This window comes from Aquimarina mytili (genome assembly GCF_016735115.1).
Taxonomy (GTDB): Bacteria; Bacteroidota; Bacteroidia; order Flavobacteriales; family Flavobacteriaceae; genus Aquimarina; species Aquimarina mytili.
In genome coordinates this window covers 523,063-547,278 of the sequence record NZ_JAERQJ010000001.1, presented here as the reverse complement: position 1 = coordinate 547,278, position 24,216 = coordinate 523,063, and the positions used below count along the sequence as shown (strand labels likewise).

The following is a 24,216-nucleotide window of genomic DNA, read 5'->3' as shown; positions in this document are numbered from 1 at the left end:
GTATTATAAAATAGTCACCAGCTCTTGTTCATTGCCCTCAAGTGACTCCTTAATTTTTTGATCTCGTTTTTGATATCCCAGTATCGATAATAATTGTTCTGAAGTTTGTTGTTCAGAAAAAACCGAGGTAATCAAATTACCTTCTTCATCCCGGTCAATAATAATATGTTTTGGCTGTGGTATAAGACAGTGTTGTAATCCTCCAAATCCACCAATTGTTTCCTGATAAGCTCCTGTATTAAAAAATCCAATATATAGTGGTTTTTCTTTTTTATACTTGGGCAGATAAATAGCATTCATATGCTGCTCAGAATTGTAATAATCATCGCTGTCACAGGTGAGACCACCTAATAATACGCGCTCATACTCATCATTCCATCTATTTACCGCTAACATAATGAAGCGCTTGTTGATAGCCCAAGTATCAGGTAGGGTAGTGATGAATGAAGAATTGATCATGTTCCATTTTTCACGATCGTTTTGCTGTTTTTGATACAATACTTCATAAATAGCACCACCACTTTCGCCAACAGTAAAGCTTCCAAATTCGGTGAATATGTTAGGAACATCCACCCGAGCTTCTTCACAAGCAATTTGGATCTGGTTTACGATCTCATTGATCATATACTCATAGTCATAATTAAATGCTAATGAGTTTTTAATTGGGAAACCACCTCCGATATTCAGACTGTCCAATGACGGGCATATTTTTTTGAGACTTATATATACTTTAAGGCATTTTAGCAATTCATTCCAATAATAGGCAGTATCGCGAATACCGGTATTAATAAAGAAATGTAACATCTTTAATTCTACCTTAGGGTTTCCTTTGATCTGATTGTTGTAAAATGGAACAATATTGCGATATCCAATTCCTAATCTAGAGGTATAAAATTCAAATTTTGGTTCTTCTTCAGAAGCAATACGAATCCCTACTTGAAATGTACCTTCAACAGTATCACTTAACAATGACAATTCTTCATAATTATCAATAATAGGGATACAATTTTGATGCCCATTATTGATTAATCTCGCAATATTTTGAATGTACTGATCTCTTTTAAAGCCATTACAGATCACATAGGTATGATTATTAACTTTACCTTGAGCTTTTAGATTTTCAACAATATCAATATCAAAAGCCGAAGAAGTTTCGATATAAATATCATTTTTTAATGCTTCATTCAAGACATGTTGAAAGTGAGAGCTTTTGGTACAATAGCAATAATTATATTTACCTGCATAATTATTGGTTTTAATAGCTTTATCAAACCATCCTTTTGCTCTATTTATATTTTCAGATATTTTGGGTAGATATGTGAATTTTAACGGTGCTCCATATTGGGCAATCAATGCCATCAGGTTGATGCCGTGAAATTGCAATTGATTATTTTCCAAATTGAATTCCTCTTGTGGAAAATAAAAGGTTTGTTCGATAAGATCGATATATTTGGTTTTCATCTATTCGGTTTTGTTTTACAGAAGAAAATCACCAATAGAAACACGGGCATATATAGCCTAAACATCCTATGGATCATTCCATAATGCGAGATTTGAAAAAATATAAATTGGTAAAGTGAACGACTAAGTCATTCGTATTAATCTATTCTCATATCCGAATAACAGAAATAGTGTTAGGAACGAATTTTATCCGTTCAAAGAATTGAAGTGCAATCGTGTATTTTTTAGAAGTCAGCCTGAGAATTCGGTTCCCTATCCCTAGGGCAGCTTTTGGAGTAGACCTCATTATCCTCCTAAGTCCGAATCTGAAAAAAGATTCCATTTTGTATAGGCAATGTGTCTGATTGTACAGACTCATTAATGATATTATCAAATGTAATGAAAAAATAATATTGAAATACAATCCAGTAATAAAATTGATGCTATACAATATTTATATAACCCCAAATTAATAAAAGCAATTCAGCTATTTTATGAAGTTTATTTTCTTCTGTATTCTCTGGCAATTTTTGTCAAATCTTCAAATGCTCCCAATTTACCAAATAAACTCCTAGTTTATAAGGGATTCCATATTACATTAATCCCTGATTTCCATAATAGATAGAAAGATCCAAATTCATTAGTTTAATAGTATTCATAATATCAAAATTCAATTTTTTAGATAAAAAAACTAAAAAAATAGGTACTCCGTTTAGGTACTTCAAAAAGTACATTTGCCTTTAAAACCATTTTAAGTCATTCATAATAAACAATCTAACTCATATATCATCTAAAATAATGTATTTGCAACCTTCGGGAGAATCGTACGAAAGGTTCACCTTTTTTGAGATGAAATTAGATAAAAAAAAGAAAGGCTAAAACATTTAAAATCAATGTTTTAGACTTCACTAGTAGCGGGAACTGGACTCGAACCAGTGACCTTCGGGTTATGAGCCATTTCGGTCGCACTATAACCACACTGAATGTCAGTGCTTTAATTTTTTTGAAGTACCTATAAACTTGCAAACACCTACAAATGGGTACTTAAAACAGGTACTTTTTTATGAAGTACCTATTTAACGTATGCAAACACCAACAAATAGAAACAAACAAATACGCAAAAACTGTACACAATTGCTGCATACAGTTTTTAGCTTTTTCCTTTTAATAATTCAAAAAATTACTTGTAGATAACCAAATGTTTAGAATAGATTTTTCGTAAAAACCTAAAACCTATGATTTATGTAACATTGAATTCCTATTGTATAACCTTGCATCGATTAATTATAAAGATCTTTGTAATAAATATTATAAAATGAGAATATAATCGTTTTCAAAAAATGAATCTTGAACGACCTAGAATTACCAAAATGATAATGCATGCGGAGTATTTGATATATACTACAAAACATTTTCAGGTAAAAAAAGAGGCAGAAATTCAAAACTCTGCCTTTTTTAATAAAGTTGAATAAAACCTTACAAAACAAATATTCTTTAGTAAGAAAATATTAAAACAATACACAAATCAATGTTATAGATCAATTTTAATATAAAATGACGACACATAATTAGTCTAACTCTTAAAGCCATTCGAATAGATTCTTTAAAATCGTCATTTTTCTTGCTGATTCTTTTTATCCTCAGAGGTTATTTACTTATTAATTAATTCTCTGGGGGCAAAAGAAATGAAAAAAATAAACCTCTTTTAATATTAATTATGAAACTAAATAAAAATGTAATTCTAACATATGAAGTAGGGGATACGGTATTTACAAAAATAAACCCCAGCATTTCGCTGATAGTAAAGCGATATATTAATGGAATCTACTACTGCGGATTTCAAAATGATCCAGACAGATGGGAATTGGGTTTGTCTGCAAGAGCATTGGTAGGAAGTTAAACTCTTTCTAAAATCGATTTCTTTTTATCTAAAATTACTAATAATATGAAAACATCAGCAATTGTCTATTGCGAAAATGAATTTGGCAAACTGGATGGCAAAGTAGCAAATGGTCTTGTAAGGCATTCTGGTAAGTATAAAATTGTTGGTGTTATTGATAGCACAAAATCAGGCCTTGACGCAGGAGAATATCTTGATGGAATTAAAAATGAGATACCAATATTCCAGAATTTTAATCAAGCCATTGGAATGTTAGATAGTATTCCAGAATACTTTATTTACGGAATTGCGCCTCTAGAGTCATTACTTAGTGATAATGAGAAAGAAGTTATTTACACTGCCATCAAAGCTGGGTTACATATTATAAATGGACTTCCAGAGTTTCTTTCTGATGATGAAGTTTGTATGGGTCTCGCAAAAAAGTACAATGTATCCATATTTGATGTTAGAAAACCACCATCAAAAGAAAATCTTAAGCACTTTACAGGACAGATAAGAAATGTTCAAACACCAATAATAAAGATATCTGGAACAGATTGCGCAGTTGGCAAGCGAACCACCGCACTTAAGTTGGTAGCGGCTCTAAAGAATGAAGGATTGAACGCCATCTTCATAACTACAGGCCAAACAGGGATACTCCAAGGTTCAAAATACGGTATTGCTATAGATGTTCTAAGTTCTGGTTTTGCTACTGGAGAAGTAGAAAATGCTATTCTAGAAGCACTCAAAGAAGAACCCGATATTATTGTAGTAGAGGGACAGGGCGCACTTAGTCATCCAGCATTTACCTCTTCGAGTGCAATCATTCGAGGTGCTATGCCTAAGGCTATTATCCTTCAACATCCACCAAAAAGGCGTAACAGATGTGATTTCCCCAAAATTCCCATGCCAACACTTGAAAGTGAAATAAAAATGTTAGAAACTTTCTCTGGTTCCAAAGTAATAGCAATTACAATCAATCATGAAGAGATGAATGACCAAGAAGTTGAAAGTACAACAAAGATTTATGAAGAAAAGTACCAATTACCTGTCACTGATGTCTTAAAAAACGACTGTAGTAAGCTGATAGAAAAACTTTATGAAATATTCCCCGATTTAATTCGTGTCAATCCATTACTATGCCAACCCCAAGAATAGATATTAATCTCAAAAAAATTGCTCATAACGTTAAGGTTTTAAGCTCCCTTTTTAAGTCAAAAGGCATCAATATAATCGTTGTTACCAAAGGAGTTTGTGCAGATCCTCATATTGCCAATATTTTGGTAAAGAGTGGAGTTAAAATTCTTGCTGACTCAAGAATAGCAAATATCAAAAAAATGCAAGAGGCTGGTGTAAAAGCTACTTTTTTATTGATTAGGACACCTATGATAAGTCAGGCAGAATCTGTAGTATTAGATACCGATATGAGTTTAAATTCGGAGTTATCCGTTATAAAAAAACTTTCAGAATTTGCTCTCCTGCATCGTAAGGTCCATAAAATCATACTTATGGTAGAATTAGGGGATTTGCGCGAAGGTATCCTCCCATCACAATTAGAAAACACGATCAAAAAGGTCCTAACCCTTAAAGGTATTGAACTTAAAGGAATAGGTACAAATCTCGCTTGTTTTTCGGGAGTTAAACCCACAACAGAAAAGATGGACATGCTGTCTACTATTGCTGTTAGTATTGAAAAAAAATTTCATATTAAACTATCCATAATTTCAGGAGGAAATTCGGCTAATTATAATTGGTTCAGCACTACAAAAGATGTTGGTAGGATAAATAATTTGAGATTAGGAGAATCTATATTTTTGGGTTATGAACCCTTAACTGGAAAACCGATTCCAAAACTTTATCAAGACGCTTTTATGCTAGTGGCTGAAGTTATAGAATTGAAAAACAAATCATCCGTACCCAATGGTGAAATAGGTCTGGATGCCTTTGGTAACAAACCAAAATTTAAAGACCAAGGCATGATACGACGGGCTATCCTGGCAATGGGTGTACAAGATGTAATGGTGACCGGGCTAACTCCAAAATTGGATATTGAAATCCTGGGAGCCGGTGGCGATCATATTATAATCAATGCCAAAAAGGAGGACTTAAAAGTGGGTAGCGATGTATCATTTACATTAAAGTATGGCGCATTAGTTACCGCTATGAATTCATCCTATATTTCTAAAAACATTATCACTCCTATAAGTGCGGCAGCGTATTGCACCATAATAGAAGAAAAAGACAGGTTCCACAAAAAGAATACGGCTATTATGCCAATTAATGAGGATCACTCGCCATTGATAAGTCTCCAGGATTCGGATTTTAATCTAATATTTGAAAAGTCTATTCAAAAAAACTATCGCTATTTGGTTAGAAAAGAGGTATATAAAAAAATAGGTCGAATCAGTAAGCTTCTGGATAACCTGGGCAAAAAACTAATTATTAGATCAGCCTGGAGATCATTTGAACATCAGCAAAAACTATGGGATCAAAAAGCCAGTTTTATGAAAAATAAATACCCTAAAAAAACAGAAGAAGAAATTAACGAAATAGTGTCAATGTTTATTGCTCCAAAAAGGCAATCTACCCATGCAACAGGAGGGGCTGTTGATGCGCTGATTTATGATTTAAGAAAAAAATGCGTACTCAATTTTGGAACCAACGATGGACTACATATTGATTTAAATAAAAAATGCTATCCCAAACATCCTGACATTAGTGAAGAAGCAAAGAAAAACCGCAAACTTCTAATGAAACTTTTTGAGGATGAAGATTTTGTGTGTGATCATAAAGAGTATTGGCATTTTGACTATGGCAATATTGGTTGGGCGGTAGAAAAAAACAAGGAATACGCTAACTATGGTATTTTAGAAGAATCGTTTGTACAGTCAGCCAATCTTCAATATCCTGATAAAGTGTTCTTTTATCTTTAGACATGTGGTATTTTATAAAAATGTTCCATTACGTAATTCAATACTCTTTTCCTGAAGTATACTGAGGTAGTATTTTAACTAAAATATATATTCTTTTCTCATATGCCTATTTCAATATTCTTATATAAGTTCTAAAGTAGTAGTTGGTTGAATAATACCAAAGATGTCTGATTCTTTCATAATAAGCGCATCAATACCCTCAATAGTAATTTCGGTTCCAGAATATTTTCCGTATAATACCGTATCACCAACTTTTACCGTCATGGGTTCATCTTTTTTACCCTTTCCAACGGCCAGGATGATTCCTTTTTGAGGTTTTTCTTTAGCACTATCAGGTATGATAATGCCTCCCTTTGATTTTTCTTCTGCTATATCTGCTTTTACTAAGACCCCATCGGCAAGTGGTTGTATTTTGAATTTATGCATGATCTTTTTTCTTAATTATTAAAATTCAATAGGTTTGAAGCTCTGCAAAAAGCGATTCTAGCTCTGCTCTGGTTTTCTTAAGTTTAATAGCAAGATTATCAAGCATCATTTCTTTTTGCTCATCTCTAAAGTCAAAATCTTTATCAGATAAAAAAGTGAATCTCCGTTTGAGCATTACCTTTTGTTCTCTCCAACTTCTTGTAATATTTGTTTTAGCCATTTTACTATTTATTTACTACCATTAAGTAGTGGTTTTGGTAGTTGAATTGACGGATTTATAATTGTTTCTGGATCTAATAGATCACTTTTTTTTGCATCAATAGTAAGCGTTGAAATAAGGTTAAAATCAATACTATTAGAATTATTTGTTATTTGATGTGTGTCTAGAGCTTCCTCCAGAATATTCAATATAGATTCATCTACTCTTTCATCGAATTTTCTGGCGAATAAGTTGTCTCCTTGTATTAAGAAGTCGATATCCGCTCTTGTCAAAGTTTTTGGTTTCAATTTTATATCGCCATCAACTATCCTTACAACAGCTCTCTTATCATCGTTTATGATCGTTTCTTTGAATGAAGTATTCATTAATAACGTTTGAAAAAATGATTTATCAGCAATTAGGATCTTACGATAGAAATCTTCAAACTTTTTCACTTCAGGACTGTGACAAATAAATTCACAGCATGCTCTGGTCAAGATCATCCATTGTCCGCCAACATACCAAGTCACATTTTTCATGAAAGATCTTTTATAAGGTATGCCCGAAAAGCCAACATCTATCTCTTGAAAATGGTTTTCGACACAGTTCAGTGTATAAGGTCGTACTCTAACTTGACTTACTATTTTCATGAAGTTTTTACTTTTATTTCTATGCAAAAAATCAAGAATGAAATCTTGAGATTTTAAGGGAAAATCCTGATCGCTTAGATTAATGAAAAAGTCCCATTTCAGACAACGGTTTAAGAGATATTTCATTCCATTAATTTGAGACTGTACCATACTATATCCTCCCCTCTCTACATTTTCGCTTTTTAAAAGATAAACGCTGGAGTAATCTTCCAAAAATGTTTTAACACCTTTTTCAATGTTTATATGAACCTCTTGATCGATCTGTATTAAGTAGTGGTTTTCTGGATGGTAAATGGCTTTAAACAATCGTTTGAACTGTCCAGGAAAACGGTGAACCAATATGAAGTAGGCAATCTTCGGCTTCTTTTTTGGAATGTTAAAATGAAAGCTTTGCTTTTTTGGTATACCTAATTCTTGTGCCATTTTATGTATGTGTTATTTTGTTCTTAACTTTAGTTATTTTAAGTAATCATTATAAAAGCTCTCTTTCAAAAAACACTACTTCCTTTTTCTTAGGATCTTCTGCAAACGTACAGTAATATATTCGGCGGTAGTATAATCGTACAATCAATTTAACTTCAGGATTTGCTTTGGTGTAAACCGTATCACCTGGTTTGAATTTACTTTCTTGTCCTTCCATATACTTTATATTTAAATTCTAAATACTCACATCTTCATAACCACTTTTAATGATGATCGACATCATTTTAAATCGTTTATTAGCCTTTACTACATTTCTTGTATGAGCTGGGATAATGATTACGTGACCAGTTTCAATCGTATTTGATTCTTCATTAATAATAATCTCAGCTTCTCCATCTATTACCTGAATAAGATTGTCAAAAGGAGATATTTTAGAGGGCAACGCTTCTCCACTATCAAATGATAATATAGTTACAGTTCCTGTTTTTTTCTTCAGGATTGCTTTCATAATCACAGATTTAGGCACATAATCAATAGTGTCAACCAAATTAAGTTTAAAGGATTTTTCTAATTCTTGATTTTTCATGAATAATATGATAGAAGATTAATGCTAAACTAGAATAAGATGATCATGATTTTTTACATAACGTTCATTCACCACTCCTTTTCTCCTTTCTTTTTGCAGCTTTTGCAGCCCTTTTTTCTTTCAAGCTTTTTGCAGGTGCTTTTTTACCTGACTTGGATTTACCTTCTTTTTCTTTTGACATGATTTTCTGTTTTAATAATATTAGTAGCTCACCTGTTATGGGTAGTTTTAATATGTATACAAAAATCAGTTAATTAATGATTTAATGCGTTACATTACGCTGAACCTACGTTACATATATCACACTTTTGAATAATATTATTTTGAATATTAAATAACCAATATATCAGAACTACAATTTGTTAGGATATGATTAGATAGTAATTCCTCATTTGAGGTTTTTCTGATTAATCATAAACAAAAGGGTCTAATTATAATGAAGAAGGCATTATATCACTCTTCTTTTTAAAAGGCTTCTTATAAACAATTGTACGGTGTGGATATGGGATTTCAATACTTTCTTTATCAAACCTTTTTTTAATAGATTGATTAATATCATAGTGCATATCAAAAGCTTTGTATGGATTATCACACCATACTCTAGCTTTCAGGTTTACACTACTCTCACCAAAACCAATAAGAAAAACCTGAACAATTTCTATATTTCTATTTTTTTCTTTCTTAGATCGGTTATCAATACAAAAAGGGTGTTTTTCTGCCTCCTCTCTCATAATGGTTTTGGCAATATCAATATTGCTTTCATAACTTATTCCAATCTCAATTGATTGACATATTTTTTCATTTGCAATACTACTATTAATAACTGTTTCACCACTTATTATTGAGTTTGGGATAATGATCCTTCTATTTTCAAAATTGACAATTACTGTGTGTCTTAAAGTAATATCTTCTACTGTCCCTGTATATTGATTAGCAATTGTGATAAAATCACCAACTCTAAATGGCTTGAAAATAACAATAAAAGTTCCACTAACAATATTAGATAAGGCTTGTTGCGCAGCTAACCCAAGAATAGCTAGAAAAATACCTGCACTTGCAAAAACCGTAAGTGCATAAGCTTTGAGAGGAGGGATTAGGAAAGTAATGGTAGCTAGGGCAATTAGCCAAAATAGAAAAGCAACAGCATTTTTAAAAAAATGATAATGAGTAGGCGCTATTTGAGATTTTTTTGAAGTATGCAGAATGTACTTATTGAGTACCCATATCGATACTTTGATAAGTGCCATTGTCACCAAAATGGCTAAAACAACAATTATGATGTAATTGTTGCTCCATTTAGTTATAAAATCTATTATTTTCATAGGTGATGACCTGTCTTTATTAAACCCAACATGAAGCTAAATACTAATTTTGATTATTTTAAAGACAGTTATATGTTAACTTATTTTTTTGTTTTAAAAGAAATCAAATGAATCATTACAAATAAAATTATCATAAGCTATAGATTGACCCCTTAAAATCATCCTATTGTTTTAACTTTTTAGCAGCATCACTTACTCCGATAAAGGGTATAGCACCTGCACCTGTAACTTGTGGTAAAATTCCATTCCATTTTTCTATGGCTTTAAGGTTAGCTTCGATCTTTCTGAGTTCAATCAGATCAGGTGAAATATTCATTTTTTGTAAACGTAGTGCCTCTGCCTCAGCTGTTGCAGCAGCAATAGTTTGCTCTGCTTCAACTTTTATCCTATCCAAATCTCGCTTTGCCTTTAATGCATTTTGTTCTGCGGTTTGTTTTGCTTCAATAGCATCAGTAAAAGTTTGAGAAAAGCTGAAAGAGATAATAGAGAAAGCATCAACTGATATATTTGATGCAAGCAGTCTTGAGGTAAGTGCCTGTTGCATTTCGGTACTGACGGCTGGTCTTTTGGTAATTAATTCTTCTGCAGTATATCTAGCTGAAACAGCTTTCATTACCTCTTGAATGGCTGGATCAATAATACGCTCTTTAAATTCTACTCCAATGGTTTGGTAAACTAAATTTGCTTTATCCGGTATAATATGATAATTCAAGGCCACTGATAAATCTACATCCTGAAGGTCTGAGGAAGAGGATGCAGCATCAGTCATCGTTTTTTGGATCTTTACATCAATTAGAATCACTGTTTGCATTATTGGTATTTTGAAGTGAATCCCTTCCCCCAGTACAACATCTTGAACTGCCCCAAAATTTTGAACAATTCCTCTTTCACCTGCTCCTACTTGAACCCATGGCTTAAATGCTATTAATAGTATAAATACAAATGCCAAAATGAATAATTTCTTCCATTTGCCATTTTTCAATGCATTCTTTATTTGATTTATATCTTGATCATCCATTTTGCTTTTATTTTACTGCAAAAATGGGATAATTAAATATACATTGTGTTATACTACATTAAATCCATATTACATATATCACACATTCTCAAATATCAATACAGAAAAAGATTATTTTGTATAAAATAACTTTCAATAAACATGATTTCTGGCAAAAAAGAGGTCACCTTTATGGTTATGAATAAAAGAATAATTTTATCTATGGGTTTACCTATTAGGATAAGAAATGCTACTGGTAAAACAGCAATCATTGAACGTAATGCAGGGTATTTTGTGATATGTAAGTATCAAAACAATATATCTGTTTATCTAAATGATGCTAAATTGAAAAAGTGGTATCCTGTAAGTTTGTATAAAAGATTAATTTATAGGCTTAAGATCTGGATAACAGGATATAATTGGTTATAAATCTTCCAGATTTTGTTTACGCTTTTCTTTTAATTGCTTATAAAATGTAGGTGTTAATCCTGTGATTTTTTTGAATTGATTAGATAAATGCGCAACACTGCTGTAGTGTAGTTTATAGGAGATCTCGGTAAGATTTAGTTCATCATAAATAAGCAATTCTTTAACCCTTTCAATTTTATGGATAATAATAAATTGCTGAATGGTAATTCCTTTCACTTCAGAAAAAATATTTGCTAGATATGTGTAGTTATAGCCAACTTTTTCACTTAAATAATCGGAATAATTGACTTTAGGTAATTCATCTGTATAATGAATCATTTCTATAATGACATTTCTTATTTTTTCAATTAGAATACTTTTTTTATTTTCCATTAATTCTAAGCCAGATTTACTTAGATTTTTCTTCAATTCGAATCGTTGCTCTTTGGTTATATCTTCCAAGAGTTCAATAACACCTAATTCCAAAACGACATAATGCAATCCAAGTTTTTTTAACTCTTCTTTCACCATGAGTTTGCATCGTAAACTGACCATGTATTTAATGAATAATTTTGTGCTCATGTTTATATTTTAACGAGGTATTTGTTTTTTGTTAAGAATTAAAATTTTATATCATTTTCGAATATGCTGTCCAGGCACAAGCTTCTGTAAACGTAGTACGGTTGATACTTCTCTATTCTTCTTCCCCTCAATAATTATATTCTTAGTAAACGATATGATAAAATTTTCTCCGACATGTTTATCAATATGTAATGGATATTTTTCAAGTATAACGGACAAAACTTCGTTAAAAACCAATATTCTTTCAAATCCAGATGCAGTTTTATAACAAAACGAATACCCCCCCTCAACCTGTCCTTGATAAACCCCCTCTAATTGTCTTATCTGATTTATTTCTTGCGTAGGGAAAATGGCTAATGAGATAAGAGATATAAAGAATAGCATTGTACGTATCATTATCTTAATGTCTTTAAAAGGTAGTTTAACTGTTCGTTTTATGGGATAGAACAATACCTTAATTTTATATGCCCAGGGCGTTGTTGACCAAAAGTGGTTAGTTATACACCTGGTTGACTGTTAATATCCTCTTTACATTTCAGTATCACCATAATTTGGATGGGGTTTTGGTATTACATTTTTATCATCCCCAATTATTTCTCGGATATCAATTTCTATTCCCCTTGAAATTGTAGTAATCGGGACGTCATTTCTGGTTCCTTCAAAAGGGTTTTCCGACACATCGCCTACCTTTTCCATAAGCATGAACACCCATGATATAACAACACTGATCGGAACGGTCATCCAAACAAAATTTTCAACAATTAGGCGATTCATAAAACATCTATTTTCATGATTGCCTAAATTGAGGGCAATTTCATGAAATTCATGCATCATTCCAAACGGTAGGAGAATCATGAAAATCCATATAAAAAACAAGTTTAGCGTCGCAAATTGCCTTGGGTACGGAAAGTTTTTAATTCTTTCGACCTTACCTTGTAAGGTAAATAGTTCACCAATGATATTGTTGAACTCGATATGTCGGAAGTCATCAATCAATCCTTCTAATTTTAATTCTTTAAAATGCTTAGATTGCATATTGAGGCAGGCTGCTTGTTTATTTGTCATGCTCAACACAAATTCTTTTTCATCTTCATTTAAATATCCATGAAGTTCTTCTTGTAGCGTCAGCTCGTGTTCTTTGACTACTATCGTTTTCATGTGCTCTTTACCTGACTTACTACCCACAAGGGTTTCCCAAGGCTTTTTGATTCTAAGAGCATACCTAAGAGAAGTCATCCAAGCTATATGGCGCATGATAATAACCTTCTTTATATTAAAAAATTCTTTATCGGTTCTCTCTACTCTGACAAATTCATTGGTAATGAAATCATTGACCATAGTAGCTAATAATCTTGAAGTGTTTACAATACCTCCATATATCTTTCGGGCTTCCCAAAGTCTTTCGTAAGAAGCATTGTTTTTAAATCCGGTTATGAATGCGAGAGATGTGCCTATAAGTCCAATGGGAAGCCAAGGCAGATATAACCATTTTAACCCAACAACATCATACAGTATCACCGGTACAATGGACATTAAGAAAAAAAAATAAATATATTTTCTCGTCCATAGGAGCACTATTTTTAAGGAGTAAACAGGTTTTATATACATACTCTATTTTTATTTACAGCTAAGCGAATGTGAACTTTGACCACATAAGCACTATATACGTGTATGATTTGGCACTACGATTCTAGCGTGAATCAAACTCGTTTAAAATGCTCAATTAATGGTCGTCAATTTAGAAAGCATGTCGTGTTCTTTTTACGCCACTCGATAGGACTTCATACTGAATTTTGCTGCCATGATAGAAACTTCTATAGTCATATTTCATCCTATCTGACTTTGGTTTGTTATTTCAATATTAACTAACCTTTTTTTCAATTTCGGGCACTTCGATCCATACTAGTCTGGATGTTAGACATAAAAAGCCATCTTCAATAGATGGCTTTTCAACATTTTCAGAGCGACAGGACTTGTTATTTAATCAATTCAACATTGACTGCGTTCATTCCCTTTTCACCTCTTTCCATCGTAAATTTTACGTTATCATTCTCACGAATTTCATCTATAATACCGCTTTGATGTACAAAGACATCCTCATCAGAATCCTTGAGTTTAATAAAGCCAAATCCTTTGGCACTATTGAAAAATTTTACTGTTCCTTCTTTCATTACTTTGTATTTATTACTTAATATTCTATTTAATGTTTGTTTGATATAATTATTTACTCTGCTTCTTAGCGTTTTTTTTTTGAGAAGTTAGAGTTTGTTCTTTCGGGAAAAATTAGATTTTTGATACTACCGGCTTTTTGTTTTAAGCCTGTCCAAGTATAATTCGAGGACGATGTATAAGCATAAAAAGATTGAGAAACAAACAGAAATATCCAATTATAAGGACTTGTTCTACGTTGAAAACAGCGTCCAAACTGATGTTGCTATCCTTACATTTAGCTTAAAAATGTTTTTGCACTATTGCCGAGAAAAAAAGAGAGCAAGAAAAGAATATTGAATTTGAAAAAACAAAATTAAATTGAAGCTTTACGAATTTTATCATTGTAAAGATACTTTTAATTTAGGTCTTATCTCCATATCATATGTTAAATACTGAGATACAATATTTCGTAATTTAAATCAAACCCGAATACCAACTTAAAACTAAACTTACAAGCTTCTTTATAAACGCTTCATAATACCAAGTACCTTAACTTCTGGTAAAGTAGTGAGGTTAAAAATGTAGAATTCTTCCTATTTAGATTAACCAGAATATTTGCATAAACACAACAATTGGTCTTGATCCAAACCTTTGTTGAAGGTATACTTGGAAAAACAGGTACTTCGTTTGGGTACTTCAAAAGTTGCTTTTATTATTCAAAATACTTTTGAATCAGTATAATTTACACATTTCCAATAATTTAAATATGAAAATTACCAAAAAATGTATTTGAGACCTTCGGGTGGATGATACGAAAAGTTCACCCTTTACAAGATGAAATTGGAGTAAAAAAAAGACTAAAACATTAATATTCAATGTTTTAGCCTTTGATAGTAGCGGGAACAGGACTCGAACCTGTGACCTTCGGGTTATGAGCCATTTCGGTCTCACTGAAATTATACTGATTATCAGTATTTTAACTTATATGAAGTACCTAAAAACTTGCAAATACCTACAAATGGGTACTTAAAACAGGTACTTTTTTATGAAGTACCTGTTTTTCAAGAAATCATTTTTTCTGATTTATATACTTACCAACAACAATCGCAGTAAGAATCACCAAATAAAACTGTCCCATCATTCCAATCAAGATAGCTGCTTTCTGTGCCAAGGAAGTCACTGGTACGATTTCTCCATACCCAATAGTCATTAAAGTAATATATGCATAATACATCAATCGTTCTGTGAATAATTGTGATTGGTTAATGGTAGCTTTAAGTCCTTCAAAAGAACTTGGGTAAACCATTTCTATAGATAAACAAATAAAAAAACTGATGAGCCCTAATGCAATATATCCACTAATCAATCCAAAAATTACATTCTTATTGATAACCTTAGTTTTCCAGATTTGTCCGATAATCTCGAAAGTAACAAAGATGTAAAACAAAAAATAAGTCCCCATATTAAGAAAATCTAGAAACCTATTGTTTTGACTTTTGAATAAATCCGCACTAAAAACAATTCCAGATACTAGTAGTAGTATAATAAAAAACCACATGAGTTTTTTCTTTTTAGAGATTAATACAATCCCTGCAACTAGGTTGATAAGAAATAATATGGGAGATATTATCGTCTCAAAAAAATCTCCAGGAATGATCAAAGACCCAAATAGGATTGCAATCTGACTAAACAAAAAAAGCTCGAAACGATATGAATATAATTTCTCTGTCATATTAAGTTATTCAACCACTATAAAACAATCAGAATCTGTATTATAATTGTATCCTCCGATCTGATTTTTTTCAAAACATTCGCTAAAAAGCTTGATAAGATTAATCTCATAAGTTTGTAAAGATACTTTTAATCGGTCTAAAACGGATTTATGAATTTTTAGTTTTTCTTTTTTATAACCATTTTTAGAAACTAAAAAAGAAAGCTTACGACTGCTTCTGGGATAAAACAATCTCACAAAGCCTTTTGCCGGATTATTAGTTTTGTCAAAACGATCTTCGTACACCCTCACGCCTTGGGGAAGTAGTTGATAAGGTTCTAATTGTTGAATCATCCAGTTTAGTGAAACCCCACTAATATTGGTATTTCTGGCGCCTCCTCCTACATCAGAATGTGCCCCAAAAAACCAAACTTCATTAGCAATATCCTCTGGCTTTACCTCGGGACATGTAGATATCATACGCTGTTGTGTTAGCAATACTGGTGTAAATATAGAACTGCGATTATCATTAATCGATAATGCGTGTACTGCTTTTTTTACATTACATAATTGATCAAAATAATTATTTTTTGGAGCATAATATTCTTCATCATATTTTGGAACCCCAAGAGCTGCTACTGTATCCCACAGCCCTATAAAATCGATCTTGTAATTATCAGGATTTAAGAGTTTTCCTGTTATTTTTAAAACATCATTTCTTCGATCTTCTAAGGTCTTGTTAGTTTTGTGCGCATCATAGATTCTTTTGATAAATTTTAAACGCTTTTCTTTAGGAATATCTTTAACATCTACAATTCCTGCTACGTAAATTAACCCTGCTAATATTCTGGACGCATATGCACCACGACTAAATCCAAAAATATAGATTTCATCTTTTGTTTGATGATCATAATGCTCTGCCAGATACAAATACGCTTTACATACTTCTCGTCTTATTCCTGAACCTGTCACCATCCCTAATATATCTGCTCCATTTCCAACTCCTCTTAGATATACAGCACTTACATTTGGATTGTCCTGAAGTGTCGTTAGATTATAAAGTTTAGATATATTCGTATGACTCGCCTCATTATTATGAGTGCCATCCAGAAATACAGCTAGTTTTTTAGGCGCTTTTCCATTAGATATTGGATAGTGAACAATAGGAGCTTTAATAGCACAACTGGCACAAGCAAGACAAAGAAGTAGCATTAATGAATTCCTGAAAGTTGATTTCTTTAATGTCACATTAACTATTTTTTAAATTGATCAGAAATCATTTTAACAAAGGCATTTAGAACTTGGTCAGCAGCGTCAGGATCTACAACATCAAGAAGACATACGTTGACTAGCTGTTGGTCTTTTTCTAAGGTTAAATCGTACGTAATAGATTCTAAAATATACGTAATAGCTATATTTTTTGAGCCTTTAGAGGTATCAAAATCTAACTTGTCTAAGTCCGGTAAATCAGTTAGATTATCATAAGCTTCTATGGTGAAAGAACCTTTTCTTTTATTCTCTATTTGAATTTTTCCTCGCTCCGGTTTCGAAGAACTATTGGTTTCGATAGTCTGCTTTAATGATGTTATTAATAAGCCTTCTATTTTTTTGTCTTTGAACATTCTTAGTATCTGTTCTACTTCTTCTGTAGTTCGTTGTTCTTTATCTTCAATATCAGGGAATATCCTATGCATTCCGATAGCATCAATATGTTGTCCTTGTAATTTTGATACAATCGCTTTTTCATACGTTTTCTGGACAATAGGATCAGGAGTTTTTGCTATAACAAGAATTTTGTTTCCTTTTATATTTTGAAAATTATCTGATTTCCAGGAATCTATTACTTCACTTGCTCCACAACTCGTAAATAGGAGTGCTAAACATAAAATTGACACATATTTATTCATCAAAAAAACAGTTGTTTTATAATCTTACTCCAACAATGTATCATCGAACTCATATTCTGTATAATCTACCTTATACAATACGCTATAAAAAGCAGGAATAAATAGTAAGGTGATCACAGTACCAAATAATAGTCCAATCATAATAGTTACCGCCATAGGTTCCCACATTTCTCCTCCACCAAGATATAATGGGATTAAACCGAGTACCGTAGTAAATGTTGCTAAAAGAATAGGTCGAAAACGTTGAATACAAGCTGCGATAATCGCATCTTGAGGTTTTCGTTTCAGTTCGTTTTCTTCTATTTCTATCCTGTCGATTAATACAATAGCATTATTGATCACGATTCCTGCTAATGAGATTACACCTAAGAACGCCATAAAACCAAAAGGGACTCCAAAAATTAATAAACCTATTACCATACCAATCACACCAAGAGGAATGGTAGTAACAATCATTGTCATTTTTCTAAAAGAGTTAAATTGAATGATCAATAACATGACAATAATAAAAGCGGAAAGTGGTAAATATTTCGCCACAGCGCCCATGTTTTCTGCACTATTCTCAGCATCTCCACCTAATGTATAGGTGTATTCTTTTCCCCATTTTGATTCTTGTTCTTTTAACCATGGAGTTACTATTGCAGTCACTTCTGAGGCATTTCCATCCTCGGTTAATTCACTGGATACATTGATGGTTCGTGTAAGGTTTAATCGCTTTATCTTAGAATATTGCCATTGCGGAATGATATTCGCTACTTGTAATAAAGGAACACTTTTTCCGGAGTTTTGTCCATAAATATTAAGCGTTTCCAGAGAAGCTAAGGATTGTTGTTTTCCTTGATTACTGGTCATTACAATCGGAATAGACTTATCATTTTCTCTAAATTCTCCTGCCTGAAAACCATCTAATACAGTTTGAAGAGAGATGGCTACATCCTGATTTGTAATTCCTGCCAACTGTGCTTTATTTTGGTCGATATCAATAACGAACTTTTTCCCTTTAGGTCCCCAATCATCCTTAATATTTTTAGTCCCCGAAATACTAAAGAGTTTTGCCTTGATTTCTTCGGCAATACTGGCTAGTTTATCCGGATTATCACCAGATACCTTAATTTCTATTGGAGTTCCTCCACCGCCTGATCCTAACAATCCCACTTTTATATCTGCATTAGGAAAGGTATCGAAGCAAAAAGCATCCAGTTGCTTTACCATATCATTGTTTACTAAAAAAGAGGAAGTATTGACTAAAATATGAGCGTAATTAGAATTGGGCTCATCGGCATTATAGCCCAGATCATAGGATGATGGTCCTTCTCCAATATACGAAGACCAATCCACGATACCATCTGTTCTTTCTTCAGTAACTTTTAGCGTATTCGTTATAAATTCTTCGATGGCTAATATGGTTTCTGTAGTGCTTTCGATTTTTGTTCCTTGAGGTAAATTAATATCTATCGTAATCATATTACGATCACTATCCGGGAAAAATACAAATGCTAATTTTGTGAAACCATAGAGTGATAAAAAGAACAAGACCACAATACTTACCAAAACAGATTTTTTCCACGCCAGAGCGATTAGGATAAGATCTTTATATTTGGATTTTAGGCCATTGATCATTCGATCCAAGAACCCAACTTTGCCATCCTTTCGTTTTTTTATTTTCAGAAAAAACACACAGAATAGCGTGATGATGCTTAGTGAAATAATCCAGGAAGATAAGAGAGCTATAGTAATTACTACAAAAATAGGCCCCATAATATCACCCATCACAGATTCTGCCATAAAAAATGCCAGAAATGCTGCGGAAGTGGTTAGTGTAGAAATCAATAAGGGCATAAATAATTCGGCACACGAATCAATAGCCGCTTTTTTAACTTCAATCCCATTTTCCATTTTCACCATAATGGATTCTGCCACTACAATGGCATTATCTACCATCATTCCTAATGCCATAATCAAAGCCGCCAGGGTTATCTGATTTAAACCTACATCAATAAGTCCCATGACCATTAATGTCGTAATCGTTACCATAGGAATTAAACTGGCAATAACCATCCCTGTACGGAATCCTAAGAAAATAAGCATCACTGCTAATACAATAGCAATAGCTTGCATCAAATTCCCTAAAAAATCACTAATCTTAAGATCGATATATTGGTCTATAGATGCTAATCGGGAAACTTCTAATCCTATGGGCAGTTTTGATTGCCATTCTGCCAATAACAGATCAATTTCCTCTCCTAATTGGATAATATTTCTTCCTTCTTTTAAGGAAATATGTAGTGAAATAGCATCTTTTCCATTAATTCGAACTTTTTGTTTTGGTGGATTGATATATCCTTTTTCTATATCCGTAATATCCCCTAAGGTAACTACTTGACCACTTTGCCCAATAGGAATCAGCATACTTTTAATATCTTCTATTTCATTAAAATTACCTGTTGGCTCTAATATGATACGTTCGTCTTCAATATTTACTTCTCCTCCAGAATTCAGGATATTTGTACTTGCAATAATTCCTTGCAGACTGCTGGAGGTTAATCCATATGCCTTGAGTTTTGTATTATCAAATTTTACAAAAACACGTTCTTCTTGTGCTCCATTGATTTCTACTTTGGCAGCGTCTTCTAACTTAATCAGATCATCACGAAGATCATCTGCTTGTTCTTTCATAGCTGCATATGAAAATCCATCACTGGTAATTCCCACAGCAATACCAAATACTTCTCCAATACCGTCATCATTCAATTGTGGCTGTACATTACTTGGCAATCCCTGGATTGTATTTAATTTACGCCGCAATCGATCCCAAACGGGTTGTAACTGTTCAGGCGCAACTTCCATCTTTAACTCTACCTGAACTACAGAAAGTCCGGTTCTGGAAGTACTGGTTACTTTTTTTAGTTCAGGGAGTTCCTGCGCTATTTTTTCAATTTTGTCTGTTACCAATTCCTCAACACGTTCTGGACTTGCTCCTGGAAATGATGAAACAACAGATGCCACACGAATCGTATATGGTGGCATGCTATCTCGCGAAAGTGACGCATAAAAAACCATCCCCATGACCATCACTACAGCAAGAATACTTAGCGCAACACGATTTTTTTCAATAGAAAATTTAGCAAAATTCATAGTTGATTCTTTTGATAGTGGTTATTGTAACTTCACTTTTTGTCCGTCTAACAGGGTCTGAAGCCCTGCAGTAGCGATTTTTTGCCCTTCTGCAAGACCGTTTTTAATTTTAAAACCAGCTGTAGTAAGTTCTCCAATTTCTATGCGATGTTTTTTTGCAATCCCTGTGGTTCCATCTTTAGATTCAATTAAAAAGACAAAATTACCTTCGCCATCTTCTCCAACAGCTTTTACGGGAATTACTAATGCAGTATCACCACTAGTTTGAGTATTTCCAAAATTAAAAGTAACATTGGCGGTCATTCCGGGTTTTATTTCTTTAGTTGGATCTGTAATATCAATTTTTACCGGATAAGTGGCAGAACCTTCTCCTACAATAGGGGCAATTTCGATAACATTTCCGGTGAATTTCTTATCACCCAAAGCGGAAAATGAGATCTCGGGATTCATTCCTAATTGTACTTTGTTAATTACATTTTCTGGTAAGCCTACTTCGATATTAGTATGGTCTCCGGCATTAAGTATTGCAATAACCTGCCCGGCACTTACATTTTCATTAAGCTGACTGTTTTTTGCAGCAATGATCCCTGTCTTTGGTGCCTTGATATATCCATAACTGATCTGAGATTGCTGGATACTTTTATTTCGTTTTGCAGATTCATATTGATCTAAAGCACTCTGATAATTATTTTTTGCAGATTCGTAATCACTTAAAGAATTACTCCCTTTTTCATACAGGGATTTAATACGATCCATACTAGATTTGGCAGTATTCATAGCTGATTTAGCGCTATTGAGAGCAGAAACTGATTGTTCATAAGCAAGATTGGCCTGTACATTGTCCAATTTAGCAATCAAATCACCTTTACTTACTTTTTGCCCAACTTTGATATCGAGAGTCGTAATGATTCCAGTACTTCTGAAACTTAGTTCTATTTCATCACCAGCTTTAGCAACACCACTAAAGGTTCTCACCTTTTGAGCGTTGGAACTACCTACAACTTGATATTCAACCGGTCTTAGCACTTCTTCTTTTATAACTTCTTTTTCTTTACAGGCATGTATCATTAGTAATGAAAATACCATAAGTACTATATGCTTTATAGATTTCATAGGTGGTGTATTAGTTTTTATTTAAAATATATTGTGTAGCTCTTTGAATAAAATCCTGGTTATTTGCTTCATCATTCATTAAAAAGAAATATCCTATAGCCCTTTCTAACTGCATAGAGGTTAATAAGTAATCATAATTGGCTGTTGCTCTTGCAAGTTTGGCCTGTAAATAATTAGTCTGCGCATCGATTAACTGAATCAGTGGAACAGCTCCTTGAGCATAGGCATTTTGAGTAAGGTCTAAACTCTCTTTGGCAGCCTCTTCTGATACTTTGGATATTTCGATATTTGCAATTTGATTGATCATGTCTAGCAAAATGTCATTTACATTTCTTTCGATGCTAAGTTCTATATTCTCTTTCTGGACCAATAACTGATCTTCTTGAATTTTTGCAGTTTGCCTGTTAATGTTTCGCTGGTTTTGCTGAAATATAGGTAAGGAAAGATTTACACCAACATTATAGGTTCCATCAGGAGCATCAGGAAAACCGGCAGGTATTGTTGATCCTTTACCAGATTCTGAAATAGCAAGATTATATTGGCCTTGTAACGCCACTGTAGGAACAAATCGTCCCAGATTATTAAATTGATAGTTACGTTGGGTAGCCTCCATATTGTAGCCAATATTTTTTAACTCAGGAGCATTTTTCTTTGCTTCTTCGACTAAAAATTCAATGAGTGCCGGTCGTAATTTTGGGTCATCCAAAATTTCCAGAAAATCCTGGTATTTATAATTTTCAAATACCCCTTCGGATATTTCGGCATTATCAATATCAATCTCAGTAGCAATAGGGTTATTCATTAACTGATTAATCGCGTTAAAAGCTTGCTGTTTTTGATTTTCTGCATTAATTAAACTCTGGGTATTCTGTGCTAACTGACTTCTGAAACGTAATACATCTGACTTTCCGGATTCTCCAGCAGCAAAGTTTTGATCCGCTATTTCTAAATTCTTTTTGGTGACCTGAAGATTTTGATTTTGAATTTCGACATTAGTTTTTAAAATCAAAGCATTAAAATAGGCTACTGATGCGTCTAATAATGCATCCAGTTCTGCTGCATTATAAGTTTCCTCCTGTGCTTTTTGTAAATTCTCACTGATTGTAATATTGGCTCCGGCACCTTCAGAGTAAATCACTTGTTCTAGTGTTACGTTTCCAGAAGTAGAAAACTCGGGATTAGCACCATTAGAAATCTCTGCAACATCCGGATCTAGATATAAACTATTGGCACTGGCGGTTACATTGGGAAGATAACTGCTTTTTGCTGTTTTTAGATCCTGAGTACTTAACTCAATATTTTTTCTTTCTGCATCAAGTGATAGGTTTTTAGCGACCACTCCCTTCATGATATCTATAATAGAATAAGACGTACCTACTTGTTCATCATTAGCTCCTCCGATAAAATCTGCTGTAGCCAACATACTATAGCGTAATGGAAATCCAATCTTTTTTGCGGTATTAGCATTTATAGAAAGTTTATTTTTGTATTCTAAGTAGATGGGTAACTCAGAAGCATTTGTGCCATTAATAATGGCTTCTATATTTAAAGCAATACGTCTAAAAAACTGATCGATATACGTTTCCGGTTGGTTAGATGCTAAAATCCCTCTCTGTACATCTTCGATACTATAAGCTGAAAACGAAGGTAATTTTTTTGCGTTGATCGTAGTAACCAATGTTTTGAATTCAGTATCGTTTAGATGAAATCCTGTGGTAAGGTATACTGCATCAACATCATCTAAATCTGTCGCTATATTTTGATTATTCTGAAGAGGAATCAATGTATACGTAGCTTCTTTTTTTGAAAAATAGTCGTCTAATAACTTTCTAATTGGTAATAGATCAGGCAAAAAATCGTCGATGATAATCCCCACTTTTTTATAGGGGTAAAGAGATTCGAAAACATCTAAATCTTTTGTATATGAAAAAGGCGCGATGAGGTAGGTAATATTAGCAACTCCCGAAGTTTTTTGATTTTCTGGAAAATCATAAAAATCGCTATTCGCAGATCCGAATAAAATAACAGGTTTTGGATAGTTTTTTTCTTTATCAATGATCAGCGTATTGATCACTCCAAACGCTAAAATAATATCAGTATCAGAGTTTATAAGTGTTTGATAGTTTTCTTTTGCTCTGGTAACATTAAATCCGTTTTCCAGTACTTCCTTAAAAACGATCGTTGCATCTTGTCCAACAACACCTTTTATTTCGTTTTTTAATGTAGAAAGTAAGGGTTTTGTTTCTTCAGATGATGTATCGGAAAGAATACCTATGATCACTGTTTTATAGGATTGAGAATATCCTGAAAAGTGTACGAAGATAAGTAAGAGTAGTAATTTTATATTTTTCATA

Annotated in this window: 22 protein-coding genes; 4 read left to right on the top strand and 18 right to left on the bottom strand. The window is 32.9% G+C overall.

The genetic code is table 11. The features are described from left to right. Positions 1 to 3 precede the first annotated feature (3 nt). The gene (locus JJQ60_RS02415; protein ID WP_201916341.1) at positions 4 to 1,461 is read right to left on the bottom strand and encodes an arginine decarboxylase; all 1,458 of its coding nucleotides are present in this window, start codon (positions 1,459 to 1,461) and stop codon (positions 4 to 6) included. Positions 1,462 to 3,157: 1,696 nt separating this feature from the next. Between JJQ60_RS02415 and JJQ60_RS02410 the strand changes: the two genes are divergently transcribed. The 3 genes from JJQ60_RS02410 to JJQ60_RS02400 are packed head-to-tail and all read left to right on the top strand — an operon-like array spanning position 3,158 to position 6,252. Next, a complete protein-coding gene (locus tag JJQ60_RS02410) occupies positions 3,158 to 3,340 on the top strand; it encodes a hypothetical protein (protein ID WP_201916340.1) in 183 nt (60 codons plus the stop codon). A 45-nt stretch (positions 3,341 to 3,385) separates the two neighbouring features. Beyond that, on the top strand, positions 3,386 to 4,477 hold the full coding sequence (locus JJQ60_RS02405) for a DUF1611 domain-containing protein (protein ID WP_201916339.1): 1,092 nt from the start codon (positions 3,386 to 3,388) through the stop codon (positions 4,475 to 4,477). Beyond that, entirely contained in the window at positions 4,459 to 6,252 is a 1,794-nt protein-coding gene (locus JJQ60_RS02400; RefSeq protein WP_201916338.1) for an alanine racemase, read from the top strand. Before JJQ60_RS02405 ends, JJQ60_RS02400 begins: the two co-directional genes overlap by 19 nt. A 120-nt stretch (positions 6,253 to 6,372) precedes the next feature. Here JJQ60_RS02400 and JJQ60_RS02395 read toward each other — a convergent pair whose 3' ends face one another. The 7 genes from JJQ60_RS02395 to JJQ60_RS02365 all read right to left on the bottom strand — a co-directional run bounded on the left by JJQ60_RS02395 (position 6,373) and on the right by JJQ60_RS02365 (position 10,876). After that, positions 6,373 to 6,678 (bottom strand): co-chaperone GroES, encoded by a 306-nt coding sequence (locus JJQ60_RS02395; protein ID WP_201916337.1) that lies wholly within the window; start codon positions 6,676 to 6,678, stop codon positions 6,373 to 6,375. Between the two features lie 25 nt (positions 6,679 to 6,703). Continuing rightward, positions 6,704 to 6,898, bottom strand: a complete 195-nt coding sequence (locus JJQ60_RS02390) for a hypothetical protein (protein ID WP_201916336.1) — start codon at positions 6,896 to 6,898, stop codon at positions 6,704 to 6,706. An 8-nt stretch (positions 6,899 to 6,906) separates the two neighbouring features. Next, positions 6,907 to 7,950, bottom strand: a complete 1,044-nt coding sequence (locus JJQ60_RS02385; protein ID WP_201916335.1) for a beta-1,6-N-acetylglucosaminyltransferase — start codon at positions 7,948 to 7,950, stop codon at positions 6,907 to 6,909. Between the two features lie 49 nt (positions 7,951 to 7,999). Next, positions 8,000 to 8,167: a hypothetical protein gene (locus tag JJQ60_RS02380; protein WP_201916334.1), complete on the bottom strand. Its 168-nt coding sequence runs from the start codon at positions 8,165 to 8,167 to the stop codon at positions 8,000 to 8,002. 18 nt (positions 8,168 to 8,185) lie between these two features. Continuing rightward, positions 8,186 to 8,536, bottom strand: coding sequence for a cupin domain-containing protein (locus JJQ60_RS02375; RefSeq protein ID WP_201916333.1), 351 nt, complete (start codon positions 8,534 to 8,536; stop codon positions 8,186 to 8,188). Between the two features lie 431 nt (positions 8,537 to 8,967). Then, on the bottom strand, positions 8,968 to 9,858 hold the full coding sequence (locus JJQ60_RS02370) for a mechanosensitive ion channel family protein (protein ID WP_201916332.1): 891 nt from the start codon (positions 9,856 to 9,858) through the stop codon (positions 8,968 to 8,970). Positions 9,859 to 10,021: 163 nt separating this feature from the next. Beyond that, positions 10,022 to 10,876, bottom strand: coding sequence for a prohibitin family protein (locus JJQ60_RS02365; RefSeq protein ID WP_201916331.1), 855 nt, complete (start codon positions 10,874 to 10,876; stop codon positions 10,022 to 10,024). A 141-nt stretch (positions 10,877 to 11,017) separates the two neighbouring features. On the opposite strand from JJQ60_RS02365, the gene JJQ60_RS02360 reads away from it, so the two are divergent. Then, on the top strand, positions 11,018 to 11,284 hold the full coding sequence (locus tag JJQ60_RS02360; RefSeq protein WP_201916330.1) for a hypothetical protein: 267 nt from the start codon (positions 11,018 to 11,020) through the stop codon (positions 11,282 to 11,284). On the opposite strand, the gene JJQ60_RS02355 is transcribed toward JJQ60_RS02360, so the two are convergent. From JJQ60_RS02355 to JJQ60_RS02310, 10 genes are all read right to left on the bottom strand, one after another. Then, the gene (locus JJQ60_RS02355) at positions 11,279 to 11,818 is read right to left on the bottom strand and encodes a helix-turn-helix domain-containing protein (RefSeq protein WP_201917186.1); all 540 of its coding nucleotides are present in this window, start codon (positions 11,816 to 11,818) and stop codon (positions 11,279 to 11,281) included. The two genes, JJQ60_RS02360 and JJQ60_RS02355, sit on opposite strands and share 6 nt — an antisense overlap. Before the next feature lie 78 nt (positions 11,819 to 11,896). Next, entirely contained in the window at positions 11,897 to 12,241 is a 345-nt protein-coding gene (locus tag JJQ60_RS02350) for a hypothetical protein (protein ID WP_201916329.1), read from the bottom strand. A 132-nt stretch (positions 12,242 to 12,373) separates the two neighbouring features. After that, positions 12,374 to 13,420 carry a bestrophin family protein gene (locus JJQ60_RS02345; RefSeq protein WP_317193979.1) on the bottom strand — a complete coding sequence of 349 codons (1,047 nt, stop codon included), beginning with the start codon at positions 13,418 to 13,420 and terminating at the stop codon, positions 12,374 to 12,376. A gap of 401 nt (positions 13,421 to 13,821) precedes the next feature. Then, complete coding sequence (locus JJQ60_RS02340; protein WP_201916327.1) at positions 13,822 to 14,016, bottom strand: cold-shock protein; 195 nt, start codon at positions 14,014 to 14,016, stop codon at positions 13,822 to 13,824. 1,049 nt (positions 14,017 to 15,065) lie between these two features. Beyond that, positions 15,066 to 15,728, bottom strand: coding sequence for an ion channel (locus JJQ60_RS02335; RefSeq protein ID WP_201916326.1), 663 nt, complete (start codon positions 15,726 to 15,728; stop codon positions 15,066 to 15,068). Between the two features lie 6 nt (positions 15,729 to 15,734). Continuing rightward, positions 15,735 to 16,955, bottom strand: a complete 1,221-nt coding sequence (locus tag JJQ60_RS02330) for a phospholipase effector Tle1 domain-containing protein (protein ID WP_201916325.1) — start codon at positions 16,953 to 16,955, stop codon at positions 15,735 to 15,737. A gap of 5 nt (positions 16,956 to 16,960) precedes the next feature. Then, positions 16,961 to 17,614, bottom strand: a complete 654-nt coding sequence (locus tag JJQ60_RS02325) for a hypothetical protein (RefSeq protein ID WP_201916324.1) — start codon at positions 17,612 to 17,614, stop codon at positions 16,961 to 16,963. Between the two features lie 24 nt (positions 17,615 to 17,638). After that, positions 17,639 to 20,749: an efflux RND transporter permease subunit gene (locus JJQ60_RS02320; RefSeq protein WP_201916323.1), complete on the bottom strand. Its 3,111-nt coding sequence runs from the start codon at positions 20,747 to 20,749 to the stop codon at positions 17,639 to 17,641. 21 nt (positions 20,750 to 20,770) lie between these two features. Further along, entirely contained in the window at positions 20,771 to 21,862 is a 1,092-nt protein-coding gene (locus JJQ60_RS02315) for an efflux RND transporter periplasmic adaptor subunit (protein ID WP_236669019.1), read from the bottom strand. A 10-nt stretch (positions 21,863 to 21,872) separates the two neighbouring features. After that, on the bottom strand, positions 21,873 to 24,215 hold the full coding sequence (locus JJQ60_RS02310; RefSeq protein ID WP_201916322.1) for a TolC family protein: 2,343 nt from the start codon (positions 24,213 to 24,215) through the stop codon (positions 21,873 to 21,875). Position 24,216: the final 1 nt, after the last annotated feature.

Coding starts and splice junctions, on each gene's coding strand:
- JJQ60_RS02415 (WP_201916341.1), bottom strand. CDS start 1,461: ATGAAAACCAAATATATCGATCTTATCGAACAAACCTTTTATTTTCCA.
- JJQ60_RS02410 (WP_201916340.1), top strand. CDS start 3,158: ATGAAACTAAATAAAAATGTAATTCTAACATATGAAGTAGGGGATACG.
- JJQ60_RS02405 (WP_201916339.1), top strand. CDS start 3,386: ATGAAAACATCAGCAATTGTCTATTGCGAAAATGAATTTGGCAAACTG.
- JJQ60_RS02400 (WP_201916338.1), top strand. CDS start 4,459: ATGCCAACCCCAAGAATAGATATTAATCTCAAAAAAATTGCTCATAAC.
- JJQ60_RS02395 (WP_201916337.1), bottom strand. CDS start 6,678: ATGCATAAATTCAAAATACAACCACTTGCCGATGGGGTCTTAGTAAAA.
- JJQ60_RS02390 (WP_201916336.1), bottom strand. CDS start 6,898: ATGGCTAAAACAAATATTACAAGAAGTTGGAGAGAACAAAAGGTAATG.
- JJQ60_RS02385 (WP_201916335.1), bottom strand. CDS start 7,950: ATGGCACAAGAATTAGGTATACCAAAAAAGCAAAGCTTTCATTTTAAC.
- JJQ60_RS02380 (WP_201916334.1), bottom strand. CDS start 8,167: ATGGAAGGACAAGAAAGTAAATTCAAACCAGGTGATACGGTTTACACC.
- JJQ60_RS02375 (WP_201916333.1), bottom strand. CDS start 8,536: ATGAAAAATCAAGAATTAGAAAAATCCTTTAAACTTAATTTGGTTGAC.
- JJQ60_RS02370 (WP_201916332.1), bottom strand. CDS start 9,858: ATGAAAATAATAGATTTTATAACTAAATGGAGCAACAATTACATCATA.
- JJQ60_RS02365 (WP_201916331.1), bottom strand. CDS start 10,876: ATGGATGATCAAGATATAAATCAAATAAAGAATGCATTGAAAAATGGC.
- JJQ60_RS02360 (WP_201916330.1), top strand. CDS start 11,018: ATGATTTCTGGCAAAAAAGAGGTCACCTTTATGGTTATGAATAAAAGA.
- JJQ60_RS02355 (WP_201917186.1), bottom strand. CDS start 11,818: ATGGTCAGTTTACGATGCAAACTCATGGTGAAAGAAGAGTTAAAAAAA.
- JJQ60_RS02350 (WP_201916329.1), bottom strand. CDS start 12,241: ATGATACGTACAATGCTATTCTTTATATCTCTTATCTCATTAGCCATT.
- JJQ60_RS02340 (WP_201916327.1), bottom strand. CDS start 14,016: ATGAAAGAAGGAACAGTAAAATTTTTCAATAGTGCCAAAGGATTTGGC.
- JJQ60_RS02335 (WP_201916326.1), bottom strand. CDS start 15,728: ATGACAGAGAAATTATATTCATATCGTTTCGAGCTTTTTTTGTTTAGT.
- JJQ60_RS02325 (WP_201916324.1), bottom strand. CDS start 17,614: ATGAATAAATATGTGTCAATTTTATGTTTAGCACTCCTATTTACGAGT.
- JJQ60_RS02320 (WP_201916323.1), bottom strand. CDS start 20,749: ATGAATTTTGCTAAATTTTCTATTGAAAAAAATCGTGTTGCGCTAAGT.
- JJQ60_RS02315 (WP_236669019.1), bottom strand. CDS start 21,862: ATGAAATCTATAAAGCATATAGTACTTATGGTATTTTCATTACTAATG.
- JJQ60_RS02310 (WP_201916322.1), bottom strand. CDS start 24,215: ATGAAAAATATAAAATTACTACTCTTACTTATCTTCGTACACTTTTCA.